This is a genomic window from Streptomyces sp. NPDC079141 (assembly GCF_040686775.1).
Lineage (GTDB): Bacteria > Actinomycetota > Actinomycetes > Streptomycetales > Streptomycetaceae > Streptomyces.
The window spans coordinates 935,509-953,449 of the sequence record NZ_JBFBLP010000001.1 but is presented as its reverse complement, the minus strand read 5'-3'; the positions used below and the strand labels follow the sequence as shown (position 1 = coordinate 953,449).

The following is a 17,941-nucleotide window of genomic DNA, read 5'->3' as shown; positions in this document are numbered from 1 at the left end:
CCGGGCTTGCCTTGCCACGCGCCGGGACGTCGGGTTGCCTTGCCGCTTGCCGCTTGCCGCTTGCCGCTTGCCGCTTGCCGCTTGCCGCTTGCCGCTTGCCGCTTGCCGCTTGCCGCCTGCCGGGCTGCCGCCTGCCGGGCTGCCTTGCCACGCGCTGGGCCGGCGGGTCCGCTCGCCGCCTGCCGGGCCGCCGGGTCTGCCTTGCCACCCGCCGGGCCGCCGACTTCGCCCGCCACCCGCCGCGCCCTCGAATCCACCGCGCCCGCGAATCCACCGCGCCGCCGAATCCGCCGCACCCCCGATTCCACCTGCCAACCCACCCCGACACCGGGTACGTTCGCCTCGTGTGCCACTACGCCGAGAAGCCCTACAAGCTGCACTACGCCTGCGTGACCTGCCGCGTGGCGTTCAAGCGGCACCCCGGGCCCGGCGGGCACCGGTGCCCCCGCTGCGCGGAGCCGATGGCGTGCGCGGGGCATGACTTCGCGGCGCCGCGGCGCCGGGATACCAAGGCGTGGACCGTCGTCGCGGTGGTGCTGGCTGCGGGGCTGCGCTACGAGGGCCGGCAGGAACCCTGCGGCTGCGGCAGGGAACCCAAGTTCCGTCCGCGCACCCGCGCTCAGGTACGGGCACGCCGGATCGCGGCGGCGCGCACCGGGACTCCCCTGGCGGAGCTGCTGGGGCGCCGGGATCCGCAGACGCCCGCGTGACCGTCGACTGGAGAACGGACCGGATCGGCAGCGCGCTGCGCGGCGGCAACCCCACCGTGCTGCGGAGGCTGGACGCGGGGTTCGCGGTCATCGGGGACGTGCAGTTCCTGCCGGGATACTCGGTGCTCCTGGTGGACGACCCCGCGGTGCAGCGGCTGTCGGAGCTGTCGCGGGCGAAGCGGCTGGCCTTCCTGGCCGACATGGACCGGCTCGGCGAGGCCGTCGAGCGTGCCTGCCGACGGCTGGATCCGGCCTTCCGGCGGGTCAATCTGGAGATCCTCGGGAACACCGACCCGTTCCTGCACGCGCACGTGTGGCCGCGTTTCCAGTGGGAGCCCGCCGAGCTGGTGGGCCGGCCGGTGTGGCTGTATCCGCCTCAGCGGTGGAGTGACGAGCGGTATGCGCTCGGGCCGCGGCACGACGCCGTGCGGGCGGCGATCGGCGTGGAGTTGGACCGCCTCGCGCAGTGACGCGACGGACGAGATCCAGCCGTGATCGGCCAACTCGCCCATCAGAAACACACAAAGAACGACAGCATCGTTGCTTCACTCGTGTTCACAACCTAGGGTTTGGTCGGTTTCTCAACAGCACCGCACAGGATCTGACGCTCCCTCACAGCAAGTGCAGAGCCGCACTGTCGTCCCGAGGAAGGCCACGGTCAATGTCGTCGCTCTCTCCCGTGTCGCCCGGCCACCCGCACCGCCCCCAGGGCGTGGCCGTCAGCCGCCGCCGTCTCCTGGAGGGGGGAGCCGCTGTCCTCGGCGGACTCGCCCTGTCCGGACCGCTGTCCGCCCGGACGGCGTACGCGGCCGAGGAAGCTGACGGAACCCCGGAGTGGAACGGCAACATCGCCGTCTTCCGACTGGGCACCGAGCCCCCGCACACCACACTCATGCCGTACGCGGACGTCACGCAGGCCCTCGCCGCCGACCGCACCCGCTCCCCGTACCGGCTCAGCCTCGACGGCACCTGGAAGTTCGCCTACACCGACCGCCCCGCCGACCGGGATGCGGACTTCTACCGCACCGACGTCGACGACAAGGAGTGGGACACCATCCCCGTCCCCTCCGCGTGGCAGCTGCACGGCTACGACTTCCCGATCTACGTCAACATCACCTACCCCTACTGGGGCCCCAACGGCCTGGGCGAGGAACCGCAGCCGCCCGCCGCGCCGACCCGCTACAACCCCGTGGGCCAGTACAGAAGAACCTTCACCGTCCCCGCCTCCTGGTCCGGACGGCGCACGTTCCTGCACTTCGAGGGCGTGAAGTCGGCCCACTACGTGTGGATCAACGGCGAACTCGTCGGCTACCACGAGGACTCCTTCACCCCCGCCGAGTACGACATCACCGAGCACCTCAAGCCCGGCACCAACCAGATCGCCGTCGAGGTGTACCGCTACTCCGACGGGGACTGGCTGGAGGACCAGGACATGATCCGGCTGAGCGGCATCTTCCGCTCGGTCTACCTGTACTCCACCCCGGCCGTGCACCTGCGCGACTTCAAGCTGGGCACCCCGCTCGGCGCCGACTACAAGACGGCCCAACTCTCGGTCGCCGCAAGCGTGCGCGCCTACCAGGCAGGCGCGTCCGGCTCCTACACCGTCGAGACCCAGCTCTACGATGCCGGCGGCCACGCCGTCTGGTCCCGGCCGCTGAACCAGACCGTCGCCGTCGGACCGGTCGGCGAGGACACGACCGTGGAAGCGGCGAAGTCCGTGCCCGCGCCGAAGCTCTGGTCGGCCGAGCACCCGTACCTCTACACCGCCGTGCTGCGGCTGCGCGACCCGGCCGGGAAGGTGGTCGAGACGCTGTCGCACCGGGTCGGGCTGCGCGAGTTCGCGCTCAAGGACGGCCTGATGCGCATCAACGGCAAGCCGGTGTCCTTCCGCGGCACCAACCGCCACGAGATGCACCCCGACCGGGGTATCGCGCTCAACCGCGGGGACATGGTCCAGGACATCAAGGTCATCAAGCGCCTGAACATGAACACCGTGCGGACCTCGCATTACCCCAACAACCCGCTGTGGCTGGAACTCTCCGACGAGTACGGCCTCTACCTCGTCGACGAGGCCAACGTCGAGACCCACGGCATCCGCGGCCAGTACCCCGGCAACCACGCCGACTGGACCGAGGCCTGCGTGGCCCGCGCCCAGAACATGGTCCACCGCGACAAGAACCACGCCAGCGTCGTCATCTGGTCCCTCGGCAACGAGGCCGGCGGCGGCAGCACGTTCGTCGCCATGCACGACTGGATCAAGTCCTACGACACCACCCGCGTCGTCCAGTACGAGGGCGACGACCGGCCCGGCGTCAGCGACATCCGCTCCGAGATGTACGACAGCCCCGCCCGCGTCGAGGCCCGCGCGAAGGACACCGCGGACACCCGGCCGTACGTCATGATCGAGTACTCCCACGCGATGGGGAACTCCAACGGCAACTTCAAGAAGTACTGGGACCTGGTACGCCGTTACGACGTCCTCCAGGGCGGCTGGATCTGGGACTTCGCCGACCAGTCCCTCAGCTGGCCCACGCCGACGCGCAAGCTGCTGACCGAGACCGGCCCCGCGGGGCTGCGCGGTGAGATCCTCGCCCCCTCCGGCACCTTCGACCGGGCCAAGGGCGTCTCCGGCGGCACAGTCTTCGCCCGCAACCCGCGCCTGGACCTCACCGGCTCCCTCACCCTGGAGGCCTGGATCACCCCGAAGGTGACGGGCTATCACCAGCCGATCCTCGCCAAGGGCGACACCCAGTACGCCCTGAAGCAGTCCGGCAAGAACCTGGAGTTCTTCATCTACGGCGGCGGCCAGTGGATCACCGCGACCTGGGCCCTGCCCGCCGACGGCTGGACCGGCACCGAACACCACATCGCGGGCGTCTTCGACGCGGACGCGGGCACGCTCACCCTCTACGTCGACGGCGAGGCCAAGGCCACCCGCGCCACCACCCGGCGGCCCGCCAGGAACACCGCCTCCCTCGCCCTCGCCACCGACACGGACAACCCCAGCCGGGAGTTCAGCGGCACCGTCCGGCGGGCCCGCGTCTACGCCCGCGCCCTGAGCGCGGGCGAGCTGGCCTCCGACAGCCGCGGTCCCGGTGACGACGGCGTGCGGTTCTGGTTCGACGCGGCGACGGTCGCGCTCACCGAGAAGCAGCCCAAGGAGAAGACCTACTTCGCCTACGGCGGCGACTGGGGCGACAACCCCAACGACTTCAACTTCGTCGCGGACGGCATCGTCACCGCCGACCGCGGACACACCGGCAAGGCCGCCGAGATCAAACATGTCTACCAGGCGATCAACGCCGCGCAGGCGGACGGCGGGGTCACCCTCACCAACGAGTACCTCTTCACCAACCTACGTGAATTCGACGGCAGTTGGTCCCTCCTCGCCGACGGCAAGGTCGTCCAGCGGGGCAAGCTGAGCCGCACCCAGCTCGACGTACCGCCGCTGTCGAGCAAGGACGTCACCGTCCCGGTGAAACTGCCCGCCGACCCCGCGCCGGGCACCGAGTACTTCCTCCAACTCTCCTTCACCACCAAGGAGTCCACCCCGTGGGCCGAGGCCGGCTTCGAGGTGGCCCGGCAGCAGCTCCCCCTCGACGCCGACAGCCCGGCGGTCACCCCCGTGCCCCTGGACGAGGTCCCGGCACTCGCCCACATCGACGGCGCGGACTCCGTCACCGTCACCGGCGACGGCTTCTCCGTCACCGTCGACAAGAAGAGCGGCATCATCACGTCCTACGAGGCCGCGGGCGTCCAGCTGATCAGCTCCGGCCCCGCGCCCAACTTCTGGCGCGCACCCACCGACAACGACAAGGGCAACGGCCAGCACACCCGCAACCAGACCTGGCGCGACGCCGGCCCCGACCGCACGGTGACCGAGGTGAGCGTGCGTGCCGTACGCGACCGGGCCGTCGAGATCAAGGTCGGCGGCACCCTGCCCACGACCACGGAATCGACGTACACCACCACCTACACCGTCTTCGGCAACGGCGAGATCAAGGTCGACAACACCCTGCACCCGGGCGCGAGTTCACTGCCGTACATCCCGGAGGTCGGCACCCTCCTGCTCCTGCCCGGCCGCCTGGACCGGCTCCACTACTACGGCCGCGGCCCCGAGGAGAACCACTGGGACCGCAACAACGGCACCGACGTCGGCCTGTACTCCGGGACCGTCGCCGAGCAGTGGACCCCGTACATCCGGCCGCAGGAGAACGGCAGCAAGACCGACGTCCGCTGGGCCGCGCTCACCGACCGCGACGGGGTCGGACTCCTGGTCAGCGGTGAGCCGTTGCTGGAGGTCAACGTCTCCCGCTTCACCCCAGAGGACCTGTCGGTCGGGGCCCGCCACGACTACCAGCTCACCCCGCGCAAGGATGTCGTCCTGCGGGTGAGCCACCGGCAGATGGGCGTGGGCGGCGACAACAGCTGGGGCGCGCACACGCACGACGAGTACAAGCTGTTCGCCGACCGCGACTACGCCTACACCTACCGGCTGCGCCCGATCACCGACGTGGACCGGGCGACACAGGCCTCGCGGCGGCCCACGGCGACCGACTGATCAAAAACGGCGGGGCGCGGCCGTACGGCCGACCGTCGCCGCCAGTTTGCGCAACCGGCGCCAGTCCAGCCGGGGCCGGCGCCGGGGCACACCCGGCCGCTTCCGGGGCACACGAACGCGCAGCGCGCGGGGCGAGACCCGGCAGCGGACCGGCGAGGGCAGCACCAACGCCTCGCCGTCCAGGCCCACTTCGACCTCCGGACCGTCCGCCTCGACGACCACCTCGCGGGCCGTCAGGACGGTCAGGGCGTGCGGTTCCGGGTCCAGCAGCAGCGCGGCGGCCTCCGCCGCGCTGTCCACCCGCAGGCCGAGCACGCCCAGCACACCGCCGTCGAGCCGGTCGCGCCGCCCGAACCCGAACGGATCGCCGGTCCGGTAGGGGTTGTTGCTCACCAGCACGGCCTGCGGGCAGTCGAGCGCGGTGTCGCCCACGCGGGCGACGAGCCGGGACCCCTGCTGGCGGGTGAGCAGGTCGGGCAGCAGCTCCAGACTGGTGCCGAGCTTGGCGTCGCGGTACGAGGGACTCTGCACGATCGCCGCGTACGCGCCGAAGGAGGCGTTGTTGACGAACGGACGCTCACCGGCGAAACCGAGGTCCACGCAGAGCTCGACGCCGTCGGTCAGCGCGTCCAGGCACGCGCCCGGGTCGTCCCGGTCGAGACCGAGGTCCAGGGCGAAGTGGTTGCGGGTACCGGCGCTGATGACCAGGAACGGCAGCCGGTGCTGGGCCGCGACGGCCGCTACCAGCGCCTGCGTCCCGTCACCGCCCGCGGCGCCGAGCAGATCCGCCCCGTCGGCGACGGCGGCCCGGGCCAGCGCCGTGACGTCGTGCTGCCCGTCCGGGTCCAGCAGCACGACGCGCGCGCCGAGCCGCTCGGCCTTCTCCTTGAGCCCGAACCGGCCGACCTTCCCGCCGCCCGACCGCGGATTCATGATCAGGAACGGTCGCTCGGGCGGCGGAGTGCGCCGCTCCTTGACCCGCGCGTGGTGCCCGCCGGTCCCGCGCAGCGCATACCGCCCGCTCCAGACCGCCAGACCCCACAGCGCCAGCGACACCGGCAGGGCCCAGAACAGGGTGGCGGCGAACAGGGCCACGAGACCCGCCGGCACAGCCACGGCCAGCAGCGCGGCGGCCCAGCGCAACGGCCCCCGCAGAGTCAGCGTCCACCACACCGCGGCCGCCGCGAGCGCCAGCCCGGCGACACCGCCGACCAGCAGCAGCACGCCGCCGACACCGCCGTAGCCGAGGGGCACGAGCACGGCGAGCACGGCGGAGCCGAGCGCCACCCTCGCCGCCCAGCGCTGTGCGCGGTAGGCGCTTCTGCTGACATCCACGGCCATGACTCCTCCTGCCCTCGCCGGTCATCGTAAGTTGCCTCCGGCGGGCATGAGTTCGGTGTGCGCACCAGGACGGCCTCCGGCGCGCAATTCACTGATACCGGGCGGCGGCGCCGCTTTCCTCTTATCGTGGACGTTCTTACGGACGGCGGCGCCGAGGCAGGCCAACATGCACGAACAGAAGATCGACTACCGGGCGGTCTTCCAGGCCCTCCCCGGCATGGTCGCCCTCCTCACGCCCGACCTGGTGTACGCCGACGCCAACGAGGACTTCACGCGGCTGGCGGGCCGCAGCCACGACCAGCTGATCGGGCGCTACATCTTCGACGTGTTCCCCGAGAACCCGAACGACCCGGCCGCGGCCGGCATGCGGGACGTCAAGGCGTCGATGGACCGGGTGGTGGCCACCGCGGAGCGCGACACGATGGCACTGCAACGCTACGACGTCGTGGACCCGACCCGGCCGGGCCACTGGCGGGAGCGCTACTGGAGCCCGGTCAACGCTCCGGTGATCGGCCCCGACGGGCAGGTGGCGCTGATCGTGCACCGGGTGGAGGAGGTCACCGAGCTGATCCGCGCCCGGGGCGGGCCCGGCCGCAACGGCCGGGCCGACGTCCTGGAGGCGGAGCTGTACACACGGGGCCGCGAGCTCCAGGAGGTCAACGAGCGCCTGCGGCGGGCCCACGCCCGGGAGCGGGAGGTCGCCCTGCGGCTGCAGGAGGCGATGATGCCCGCCCCCGCTCCCGTCGGCCACCACCGGGCCGCCGTCCGCTACCGGCCCGCGGTCCGGGACCTGAACGTGTGCGGCGACTGGTACGACCTCGTCGACCTGCCGGGCGACCGCATGGCCGCGGCCGTCGGGGACGTGGTCGGCCACGGGCTGGCCGCCGCCTGTGTGATGGGCCAGCTGCGCAGCGCGCTGAGCGCGGCCACCCGCATCGCCGACGGCCCGGCACAGGCCCTGGACGCCCTGGAGGTGTACGCCCGCTCCGCCGAGGGAGCCCTTTCGTCGACCGTGGCGACGGTGTTCATCGACTGGGAGGAGCAGAGCATCGCCTACAGCAGTGCCGGTCACCCGCCGCCCGCCCTGCTCCACGCGGACGGCACCGTGACCTTCCTGGACGAGGCGACGGACCCGCCCCTGGGCGCCCGCCCGGATCCGGTCGCGCGCCCGCAGGCCCATGCGTCCTTCACCCCGGGAGCCCTCCTGCTGCTGTACACGGACGGCCTGATCGAGCGCCGTACCGAGGACATCGACACCAGTCTGGCCGGTCTGGCCGCGACCCTGACCCGGTACCGCGACCGCGACCCGGAAGCCCTGGCCGACGCCCTGCTGGCCGATCTGCTGCCGGTCAGCGGGCACACCGACGACACGGCCCTGGTGGCCATCCGGCTGTGACGGCCTTCCCGCCGGGCGCCGTCACGGCGATGCCGTGTGTTAGTGTCACGCTTTTGCGTGGTCGTCGCGGTGGGCGGTTCCGCTTGTGTGCGGGCTGATCAGTCCTGCCGGGCCTTCCTCGGTACGTCCCCCTGCGGAAGGCTGTTCATGAAGCACCCCCACGACTCCGGTATCTCCTTCGCCGACCTGGAACTGCCGGCGGAGGTGCTGCGGACCTTGGGCGAACACGGGGTGCGCGAACCCTTCCCGATCCAGGCCGCCACCCTGCCCGATGCCCTCCAGGGACGCGATGTCCTGGGGCGCGGGCGCACCGGATCGGGCAAGACCCTCGCCTTCGGCCTTCCGCTGCTGACCCGTACCGCCGGGCGGCGCGCCGAACCCAAGCAGCCCCTCGCGCTGATCCTCGTGCCCACCCGGGAGCTGGCCCAGCAGGTCACCCAGGCGCTGACGCCGTACGCCGAGGCGCTGCGGCTGCGGATGGCCACCGTCGTCGGCGGCATGTCGATCGGCCGGCAGATCGCCGAGCTGCGCCAGGGAGCCGAGGTGGTCGTCGCCACCCCCGGACGCCTGCACGACCTGATCGAGCGCAACGCCTGCCGCCTGGGACGGGTCAGGATCACCGTGCTGGACGAGGCCGACCAGATGTGCGACCTGGGATTTCTGCCGCAGGTCGCCGAGGCGCTCGACCAGGTGCACCCCGACGGTCAGCGGATGCTCTTCTCCGCCACTCTGGACCGCGACGTCGATCAGCTGGTCCACCGCTACCTCCACGACCCCGTCGTCCACTCGGTCGACGCGTCCGCGGGCACGGTCTCGACGATGGAGCACCACCTTCTGGTCGTCCACGGCCCCGACCGCTACGCCGTCACCACGGAGATCGCCGCCCGCGACGGCCGCGTACTGCTGTTCCTCGACACCAAGCACGCCGTCGACCAGCTCACCCGGCATCTGCGGGCCAGCGGGGTGCACGCCGAGGGCCTGCACAGCGGCAAGTCCCAGCCGCAGCGCACCCGGACCCTGGCGCAGTTCAAGAACGGCCAGGTCACCGTTCTGGTGGCGACCAATGTCGCGGCCCGCGGCCTGCACGTCGACGACCTCGATCTCGTGGTCAACGTCGACCCGCCCACCGACCCCAAGGACTATGTGCACCGGGCCGGCCGCACCGCCCGCGCCGGTGAGTCCGGCCGCGTGGTCACGCTCGTGCCGTCGGGCCTGCGCCGCGAGACGAGCCGCATGATGGCCGAGGCCGGCATCGAGCCGACCGTCACCAAGGTGCGCTCGGGCGAGGCGGAACTGAGCCGGATCACCGGCGCCAAGGCACCCTCGGGCATCCCGCTCGACGGCGGGCCCGCCGCCCCCCGGCCCAAGAACACCAACGCCCCCTTCCGCGGCCTCGGCACCAGCAAGAACCCCTCCCGCGGCACCGGCGGCAAGTCCCGCAAGGCCGGCGAGGCCCGCAAGCTCGCCGAGGCCCGCAAGGCCGCCCAAATGCGTCGCAACGGCTGAGAGCCGCCACGGGACCTCGATGTGACGGCTCTCACGAGCCGTCAGGTGAGCAGGTGAGTCGGTTGTAGTGTGAGAAACGCCCTTGACCTGCAGGAGCAGGCAGGGAGCCGACCCTCCGGGAGTACCGCATGCTGCGCACCATGTTCAAGTCCAAGATCTAGCATCTGGGCATTTGTTCAGGTCAGAGGCGTGATGGTCCCGATCGGGTCAGCAAACGGTCAGCACCGGGCGCGGGAGCGTCCCAGCTTGCTGACCGGGTGGCCGCCATGACGGGGACCTGGACACAGGTGCCTTGCTGCCGCTCGGGAGGTTCTCTGCGTGACTCGATAGCTCGTCGGCGGCATGGGGCCTGAGCGAGTGGGCTGTGTCAAGGACTGAAGCGGTGTGCCTTACGAATGCCGCTTGCCCCCTCTGGCCGGCTACCGCGACCTCGCTCGCCCCGGTGTCTTTCTCGTCCACTGCGCCAGCACCATGGGCTTCGGCTTCGGCACCGTCGTTATTTCCGACACCGAGTCCGAAGCTGCAGCCGACTCCACCGCGGCGGCCCTCCGCGTGACCTGCTGCGTCATGATCATCCGCGCCCGCGAGCGGGGCCGGACCCGGTCGGCAGGGCAGCCGGTTGCCGCGCCAACTGGGGGCTGCACGGGTAGGCCATGATGCGCTAAGCGCCCTGTGAGTGAGATGTCCGAGGGAAGGGCGGGCGGCGCCCGACCCGTACGTGCGTCAGGGCGCCCCGTATCCGCCATGCCGCCGCCTCCCAGCAGCGATACTGGATGCATGGACACGACGACCACCGCCCGCCGCGCCGAGGTGCTGCGGCACCGCTACCGCAGCCGGCTGCCCGAGCGGTTGCAGGAGCTGGCCGGCCCCATCGAGGGCAACGTGGACCTGCCGCTCCACATCGTCTGGTCCGGGCGGACGAGCTACAGCCTGGACCGTCCGAAGTCCCGCATGACGCTCTACCGGACCGTCCTCGCCGAAGGACTGAGTGAGGACCTGGTGGCCCTCCTGCACCACCGGCTGCTCTCTGAGCAGTGGCCCGTGCTGCGCCGCTTGATCAGTCCCTATATCCGCGAGGTCTGGGAGGACGCCTTCCCCGAGCTGCTCCGCACTGCTGCGGCCGACACGACCGCCGCGTGAAGCTCACTCCGCTCCACGAGCGTCTCCTCGCCGACATCCTCGACCTCGGCTCCCCCTACCCTCCGGTCCTCACCGGCGGATACGCCGTGCAGGCTCACGGCCTGGTCGAACGCTTCAGCCGTGATCTCGACGTCGCCACCGAGAACCCCGCTCCGATGCAGGAGATCGTCGCCTCACTCACAGCAGGCCTCAGCGCGCGCGGATGGCGGACCACGCACGTCCAGACCGATCCGCTCAGTGGCCGGGTTCCTCGTCATTGATCCGGACACCGGCGAGGAGTGCGAGGTCGACGTCCTCAAGGAGGCGTTCTGGGCTCCGCCCGCCCAGACCCCCTACGGCCCCGTTCTTTCCCTCGACGACGTGATCGGCACCAAGGTCCGTGCCCTTGCCGACCGCGGCACCGTCCGCGACCTCATCGACGTCCAGGCCGCCTCCCGCCACCGCTCCACCGCCGACCTCGAATCCCTGGGCCGCCGTCGCGCTCACGACGAGTTCAGCCTCGAAGACCTCCGGGACCGGCTCATCGGCGCGGACTGGTACGAGGACGAGGACTACACGGCGTACGGGCTCACCTCCCGGCAGATCGAAGAACTCAAGGCGTGGGCGCTGGAGTGGGCGGAGGATCTGGGGGCGCGGATCCATGACGAGAACGCCTGAGAGGCGGTCATCGCGTCCATCCCTCTACCGCCGCTGCAACGAGAGGATGCGGTGTATGTAGCCAGCACGTTCCAACCCGGAGCCGTCCACGGTGGGTGGCTGCCCTGCACGGCGGATGTGCATGGCAGCCGAGCGATACCCCGCAGTGGACTCAGGGCGAAACCGGGCTGCGGTTACGGTCAAACACTGCATCCCGCTCCCAACTCCCATGTTCAGTCCGGGTCCCGACGGTGGAACTCGGTAACGGCCAGCTCGAAGAATTGGTCGGAAGGCATCCGGCTGGATCCATTGACTACCAGTGCTGACAGCATCGGCTCGGGACTGGTGCTGTCCCTGCGGCAGACCTCTGCCAGCAGAAGCGACATCATCCGGCTGTGCCCCGGATCAGGTCGAACCCGTACACCACTTCCCTGGACGCAACCCCGATCATCTCCATCAGCGTGCGCCTTGTGCGCTACTTCGGCTCGTGGAAGCTGAACCCCTTCCAGCCTGTCCTAGTTCGTCAGTCGCCCCCGAATATTCCTGCTGAACGTCCGTAACCTTCCAAATCAAACTATGATGTAGGGCACGTTCCGGGTCTCCGGGGGAGGGAGAGCCGCGGGAGCGGCGCGGTCGAGCATGGGCCGGGGCCGTGCAAGGGGAGTGTGCATGCCCGAAGGGCAGACGGTTTCTGCGGCGTCGCGGAAGGTTGCAGAGCTAGTCAGCGCCTTTACGTCCGGAATTTCTGAGCGGGAACTGGTCGTCGAGGCCAAGAGACAGTTCGGCACACTGCCGGAGCAGCGGTTAGTCAAGCTGGTCGCCGAGGCGGTCCGTGGAGGTTTGCTGATCGCTTCGGGGGACATTCTCCTGCCTGCTGCTCTGCAGGAATCGGCGTCCCCGGCACAGGTGGCGCCTGAACGACGCAAGCCAGGCAATGAATCCGCTATTGCTGCCCGGTTGGACGAGACTTCCGTGCTGCGGACCGTCGCTCTCGACGTCGAGAGCGTCGTCCGGACGACGACGACCGCTCCTTACTTGGAGCGGCACGTCTACGAGGTGGCGGCGGTCAGGTTCGGCGCCGATCGGGAATGGGTCGCTACGGCCCCCTGCTGGCGGCGTTACCTCAGGTTCCCTGGGGACACTGAGGAATTGCGTGACGGCAGTGTCCGGGACGCCGTACTCGGCCAGGGGCTATCCCCGCGACAGGCGTGGACGGAGCTGAGTGACTTCCTGTCGGATGCCGATGTCGTGGTCGCCTACAACGGCACGACACTGGACTTCCCCGTCGTCAGTGAAGCGGCGAAGGAGGCAGGTACCCGCGATCCGCTCTCCGCCGTGCGCCCTGTCGATGGCCTGTACCTCGCGCACGCCGTTTGGCCGACAGCCCCGTCCCACCGACTTCAGGACCTCGCGCTTCAGCTCGACGTCTCCCGTTCGGACCTCCGCGCCCATACTGCGGACGGCGACGCGGTACTGCTGGTGCGCCTCCTGGAGCGGGCCGCCGCCGAGTTCGCATGCAGGACGGCCGAATTGCGCGATCTCATCGCCGATGTCTGCCCCGACTCCGACGCGTGGAGGCTGCTGCGGGAACTGGACGAGGGTGAGGCCGCCAACGATCGAGAGCCGCGGGTGTGGGAGCAGGCGTACGTGGCCCGCCTGTTGGGTGCCGAGTTTGGACAGCACACGCCGCGTCGAACCCCTGCCGGAAGGGCACCGGGCAAGGGCGCCGTGGACGTGCCGGACGTCTTACGGGGCGCCGACGGACGGGTCGAGCCGACCGCTCTCGCCAGGGTCGTGCACGGCTCCCGCGTTGAACCCCGGCCCGCCCAGCAGGAGATGACGGCAACTCTGCATGACTGGACCGACCGCGGCGTCGGCGGCCTGCTGGAAGCGCCCACCGGCACCGGAAAGAGCTATGCGGTACTTGCCGCCGCCCTGGACTGGCTCGCCGGCGGCGACAGCCGTACCGCTGTCATCGCCACGTACACCAAACAGTTGCAGAGCCAGATGGCGAAGGACATCCTGGACCTGGAGCGGGCCCTGCCGGGCATCCTCGGGGTCGCCGACCTGGTCAAGGGCAAGTCCAACCGGCTCTCCCTCGCAGCCCTGACGAAGACCCTCGCCGAGGCCACGCGTCGGCGCCGCTCCGCGGGCAACGCCCACGCCCGCTTCTCCCAGCGGAGCCGATTCCGCGAACTCGCCGTCTTCCTCGCGCTGCGCCTGCTCGCGGCCAAGGAGCCCCCGCAGTCCTGGACGGCCAGATCGGTCGACCCGGTGGACCTGCCCGCCTTCTTCACCGACTACATCGGGCGCGGCCTGCCGCTTTGGCTGGAGTCGCTGTCCCAGCGCGACGGCGACTACGGCCCCGCCGCAGGCAACCCGCTCACCGTGCACACCGACACCGTCCGGGAGTCGATCGACAGCCACCGTCTCATCCTGGCCAACCACGCGCTCGTCCTCTCCCACCTGGACGACCTGCGTGCCGTCGGACCCGAGGTGCTCCTCGTGATTGACGAGGCGCATGAGCTGGAGAACGCAGCCACGTCCGCGCTGACCGTGACCGCCGACTACCAGGACCTGGAAGCTTTGCTGCCGGAGTACCAGGCATGGATCGCGGACGCGCACCCGGGCACCGCTAAGGAGCAGGCCGCCGCAGCGATTGCAGACCTCGAACGACTGCTCGACGATGAACGCCTTCCTCGGCTGGCGGCGGAGGCCTTCGACGCCCAGGCCAAGGGCGTGGGCGTACGCATCGGTAGCCGGGCGACCACGCTCGCCAGCCCCTACGCCGGCACCTCCGGCACCCGGCACACCCGGCGGCTGTCGCTGGTGCTGGAGAGCATCGCCAAGGCGCTCGTGTCCTGTCGCATCACGCTGGAGCGGTACGTGGTCCAGCATGCTGCCGGAATCGATCCCCTGGTACGCGAGCGCCTGACCGCGCTCGCGGAGCACACCGACTCCCTCACCACGGCCCTCGACCGGATCACGGCCGACATCCGCGCCTTTCTCGACCCCGCCCTCACCCTGGACGAGGCTCCCCCTTCCCGCGTCATACATCTGGATGAAGTGGACGAACCCAGGGCGGAGCTGCGGTCCTACCGCTTCCGTGTCGCCACCAGTCCCGTCGATCTGCCCGCAGACCCAGAGTGGCGGCGCTACCTGGAGTCCTTCGACCGTGTCCACTACGTCTCCGCGACCCTGCGTGTCGCCGGGGAATGGGATTTTATGCGGACCCGACTCGGGTTGCCCGACGATTTGCCGACGCTGGCCCTGCCTTCCCCTTTCGCCCTGCGTAGCCAGGCCGAGGTCGTGTGTTTCTCCGACTTCCCCTCCTGGGCGGAGCAGGAGGAGGGCGCCTTGCGGACCGTCGCCCACCAGGTCGCCGGATTCGCCACCGAAATGACGCGTGTAGGCGCCGACGGCAACGGCTTCGATGGCGGCGGCATGATCCTCACAACCGCCCGATCGACCGCCGCGGGCATCGGCTTCCACCTCGTACGGGAGCTGCGCACCCGCGCCCTCGACACCCCGGTCATCGAGGCGCTCACTCTCGGCAACGGCCGGTCCTATCAGGCCTTCACCGACCGGCGGGACGGCGGAGGGTTTCTCGTCGGCACGAAGGGGCTCTGGCAGGGCGTCGACGTCTCCGACGCCGAGCGGCTGCGTTTGGTGTGGATCAACAAACTGCCCTTCGCACCGTTCGCCGCCCCGATCGTGGAGGCCCGGCGCGCGGCGGTCGCCGAACGCGCCGAGCAGGCCGGCCACCCCGATCCGGAAGGTGCCGCCACCGAGCACTACTACCTGCCGCTCGCCGCGCTTCAGCTGCGTCAGGCGGTGGGCCGGCTCATCCGCTCCGACCGCCACTGCGGCGTCGTCGTCATCAGCGACCGCAAACTCGCGGGAGCAAGCAGCCTGCGCCGCTCCTACCGGCGTGCCTTCCTCGGCAGCCTCGATGACGGACTGCAACGTCCCGACCCGGAAACCGGCGACATCGGCGGCGGCAACGTCGACACCATGGCCGAAGGATGGCGTCGCATCTGGGAGTTCATGGCGGCCCACAACCTCCTTGACCCTGCCCGGGCCGCGGAGCTGTGTACCGACGAAGCCCTCGAACGACAAACCCTCCTACCGCACACCAGGCGCATCCGCGAACTGGCGCTGACCACCGAGGAGACTCGGAAGCTGCGGGAACAGGGCCTGCTCGTGGAGGAGATCAAGGACCGCTGCGCCCGCATCGGAGGATTGCTGCGGCTCGTCGACGAACCCGTGGCCCTCAAGCCGGCCCAGCAGGCCGTCATCGCCGCCGTGGCCGAGGGACGCAATGTACTCGGACTGCTTCCCACAGGCTTCGGCAAGAGCTTCACCTTCCAGCTGCCCGCGCTGGTCCTGCCCGGCGTCACCGTGGTCGTCAGCCCGCTCGTCGCTCTCATGCACGACCAGGCCCTCGAACTGAACCGGTCCATCGGTGGCGCGGTCCGCGCGCTCATATCCCCGCTGCGCGAGTCCAGCAGCAGGGCAGGTAAGACGGAAGTGACGGACCAGCTCCTCGGTCGGGCCGACCACGGTATCCGCCTGGTCTACGTCAGCCCGGAACGCCTGTGCCAGCGGCGCTTCCGGGAGACCGTCCGCGCGGCCGCGGCGGCGGGCCGGGTGACCCGGATCGCCGTGGACGAGGCACATACCCTTCCGCAATGGGAGGACTTCCGGCCCAGCATGCGCCGGGTCAGCAGGTTCCTGGACGAGCTGCGCCGGGACCACGGGGTGGCGGTCACCGCGGTGACCGCCACCGCCAACAGGGCCGTCCACGAGGCGCTGCGCGAAGGACTGTTCGGCCTGGCCGCCGAGGTCCCGGAGCCCGCTTCAGCCGAGGCGACCGCCGAAGCCGAGCATCCGGGAGTCGTCGGCGGGCTCCTGACGGTACGCGAGAACCCGATCAGACCCGAACTCGCCGTTTTCCGCCGCTCCCTCGACCGGCTCGGGCAGGGAGGTGTGGCGGGGCTGGTCGAACGCGTCGTCGACGCGCTCGACGGGCACGCCATCCTCTACTGCCTCACCGTCAAGGAGGTCAACACCCTATACACCCACCTGCGCGAGTACGTGGGTGACGCCGGCGTCCGAGTGTTGCGGTTCCACGGCCGTCTGACGGAGGCGGAGAAGGCGGCCGTCATGACGGAGTTCCGGGAGGCGCCACGGGAAGGCGACGACGGCTTCGTCCCGGTCGTGGTGGTGGCTACCTCCGCCTTCGGGCTCGGTGTCAACCGGCCCGACGTACGCACCGTGCTGTGCGTGTCGCCGCCTACAGACCTGGCCGCACTCTACCAGCAGTTGGGTCGGGCGGGGCGGGACGGCGCGGGGCAGGGGATGGCCGGCGACGGCCCCGTCAACAGCGGTCTGGCCCTCGCGACGAGCCGGGGTCTGCGCATGGTTCGTTTCATGACGGGCCAGGAACTGCCCCCGTCGCTGCTTCGGCGGATGGGCAGCCTTGTCCTCGCCCAGCGGGACGGCACGCTCGATCCGGTACGGCTGGCCGACCTGCTCATGGCCCAGGACGCCGCGAGCGGTGCGCTGAGCGAGGCCGAACTGGACGACCGGCACACCCAGGAGCGCTACCAGGGCGGCATCATGCGGGCGTTCAGCGCGCTTGCCGACCTCGGCGCCGTCGAGGACCTCGGCGACCACCCGCCGTTCTGCGCGGTCAAACCCGGCGATCTCCGACCGGTCGGCCACGGCGTAGGACAGACGCCTACCACTGCAGCGGAGCGCGACGAGGAAGCGGCCGGGTCCTTGCGGCTGGAGCAGACCGTCATCGACACCGCCCTGTCCTGGGACACCCCACGACAGGTCGACGTCCGAGCTCTCGACCGAGAACTCGCCGCCCGATGCCCCGACTACCGCTCGGTCGCCGATGGACCGTCGGCGACCTGGGAACTGCTCGCCGACCTGCACGACCGCGGGCTCCTGGACGTCTCCGCGGCACCCAGCCGTCGCCTGGTCACCGGTCTGACCACCCGCACCGGCACCCTGCCCGACGGGTTTCTCCCGCTGCTCGGCCGACGCGGCCGCCGAGCCGTCGAGGAACTGGCCAGGCTCCGGAACTTCTTCGACGCGAGCACGGTCTGCGCCCAACGGGTCTTCGCCGATTACTTCGGCGTCAGCGACCTGCCCGAGGGGTGCTGCACCACGGCCCGCTGCCGCTGCTCGGCCTGCTGGGACACCGGCCGCTGGCCCGTGGAGGAGCGGCGCCCTGCTGTGGCCCAGGCATTCGACAGCCCGCGCCCCCGCGAGGGAGGCGGTGCCGACGCCTCACTGCGCGACCAGCGCGTCGACCTCCAGGTCCACCGGCTGCTGCAGCTCCAGTCGCAGGGCGCACACCCGCGCCGGCTCTGGCACGCACTGCGCGGCGACGAATCCTCCTACAACCCGAGGAATCGAAAGATGACCCCCCTGCCGAAGGCGATCCGGGAAAGCCGCCACTTCGGCGGTCGCGCCGATCTGCCCTACGCGGCAGTAGGCGCGAGCCTCACACGGCTGGCCGCAGCCGGAGCCGCAGTCGAGGGCCCGGACAGCCTCTGGCGAGCCGTCCGCCCGGTCCGACACACGAGATCCCGCCGGGCGGAAAGCGGATCCGAACGGAAGGACGGTTGGGCGTGA

Annotated in this window: 8 protein-coding genes and 1 pseudogene; 8 read left to right on the top strand and 1 reads right to left on the bottom strand. The window is 70.6% G+C overall.

The window, feature by feature from the left end; genetic code table 11:
* Nucleotides 1-344 precede the first annotated feature (344 nt).
* The 3 genes from AB0Q90_RS04350 (at nucleotide 345) to AB0Q90_RS04340 (ending at nucleotide 5,271) form a co-directional block, all read left to right on the top strand.
* Entirely contained in the window at nucleotides 345-710 is a 366-nt protein-coding gene (locus AB0Q90_RS04350) for a hypothetical protein (protein WP_363158928.1), read from the top strand.
* On the top strand, nucleotides 707-1,180 hold the full coding sequence (locus tag AB0Q90_RS04345; protein ID WP_363158927.1) for a diadenosine tetraphosphate hydrolase: 474 nt from the start codon (nucleotides 707-709) through the stop codon (nucleotides 1,178-1,180). The genes AB0Q90_RS04350 and AB0Q90_RS04345 overlap by 4 nt, the downstream gene beginning before the upstream one ends.
* A gap of 191 nt (nucleotides 1,181-1,371) precedes the next feature.
* Nucleotides 1,372-5,271: a glycoside hydrolase family 2 TIM barrel-domain containing protein gene (locus tag AB0Q90_RS04340; RefSeq protein ID WP_363158925.1), complete on the top strand. Its 3,900-nt coding sequence runs from the start codon at nucleotides 1,372-1,374 to the stop codon at nucleotides 5,269-5,271.
* Here AB0Q90_RS04340 and AB0Q90_RS04335 read toward each other — a convergent pair whose 3' ends face one another.
* Nucleotides 5,272-6,612, bottom strand: a complete 1,341-nt coding sequence (locus AB0Q90_RS04335; protein ID WP_363158924.1) for a diacylglycerol kinase family protein — start codon at nucleotides 6,610-6,612, stop codon at nucleotides 5,272-5,274.
* 166 nt (nucleotides 6,613-6,778) lie between these two features.
* On the opposite strand from AB0Q90_RS04335, the gene AB0Q90_RS04330 reads away from it, so the two are divergent.
* The 5 genes and pseudogenes from AB0Q90_RS04330 (at nucleotide 6,779) to AB0Q90_RS04310 (ending at nucleotide 17,941) form a co-directional block, all read left to right on the top strand.
* A complete protein-coding gene (locus AB0Q90_RS04330; protein ID WP_363158923.1) occupies nucleotides 6,779-8,008 on the top strand; it encodes a SpoIIE family protein phosphatase in 1,230 nt (409 codons plus the stop codon).
* A 147-nt stretch (nucleotides 8,009-8,155) separates the two neighbouring features.
* Complete coding sequence (locus AB0Q90_RS04325) at nucleotides 8,156-9,514, top strand: DEAD/DEAH box helicase (protein ID WP_363158922.1); 1,359 nt, start codon at nucleotides 8,156-8,158, stop codon at nucleotides 9,512-9,514.
* Between the two features lie 777 nt (nucleotides 9,515-10,291).
* Nucleotides 10,292-10,654: a hypothetical protein gene (locus AB0Q90_RS04320; protein WP_363158920.1), complete on the top strand. Its 363-nt coding sequence runs from the start codon at nucleotides 10,292-10,294 to the stop codon at nucleotides 10,652-10,654.
* A pseudogene (locus AB0Q90_RS04315) lies at nucleotides 10,651-11,311 on the top strand (nucleotidyl transferase AbiEii/AbiGii toxin family protein). Before AB0Q90_RS04320 ends, AB0Q90_RS04315 begins: the two are co-directional and overlap by 4 nt.
* Before the next feature lie 1,128 nt (nucleotides 11,312-12,439).
* Entirely contained in the window at nucleotides 12,440-17,941 is a 5,502-nt protein-coding gene (locus AB0Q90_RS04310) for a DEAD/DEAH box helicase (RefSeq protein ID WP_363158919.1), read from the top strand.

Bases quoted from the DNA above. Each gene is read 5' to 3' on its own strand.
- AB0Q90_RS04335 (WP_363158924.1), bottom strand. From the start codon at position 6,612: ATGGCCGTGGATGTCAGCAGAAGCGCCTACCGCGCACAGCGCTGGGCG.
- AB0Q90_RS04340 (WP_363158925.1), top strand. From the start codon at position 1,372: ATGTCGTCGCTCTCTCCCGTGTCGCCCGGCCACCCGCACCGCCCCCAG.
- AB0Q90_RS04320 (WP_363158920.1), top strand. From the start codon at position 10,292: ATGGACACGACGACCACCGCCCGCCGCGCCGAGGTGCTGCGGCACCGC.
- AB0Q90_RS04330 (WP_363158923.1), top strand. From the start codon at position 6,779: ATGCACGAACAGAAGATCGACTACCGGGCGGTCTTCCAGGCCCTCCCC.
- AB0Q90_RS04325 (WP_363158922.1), top strand. From the start codon at position 8,156: ATGAAGCACCCCCACGACTCCGGTATCTCCTTCGCCGACCTGGAACTG.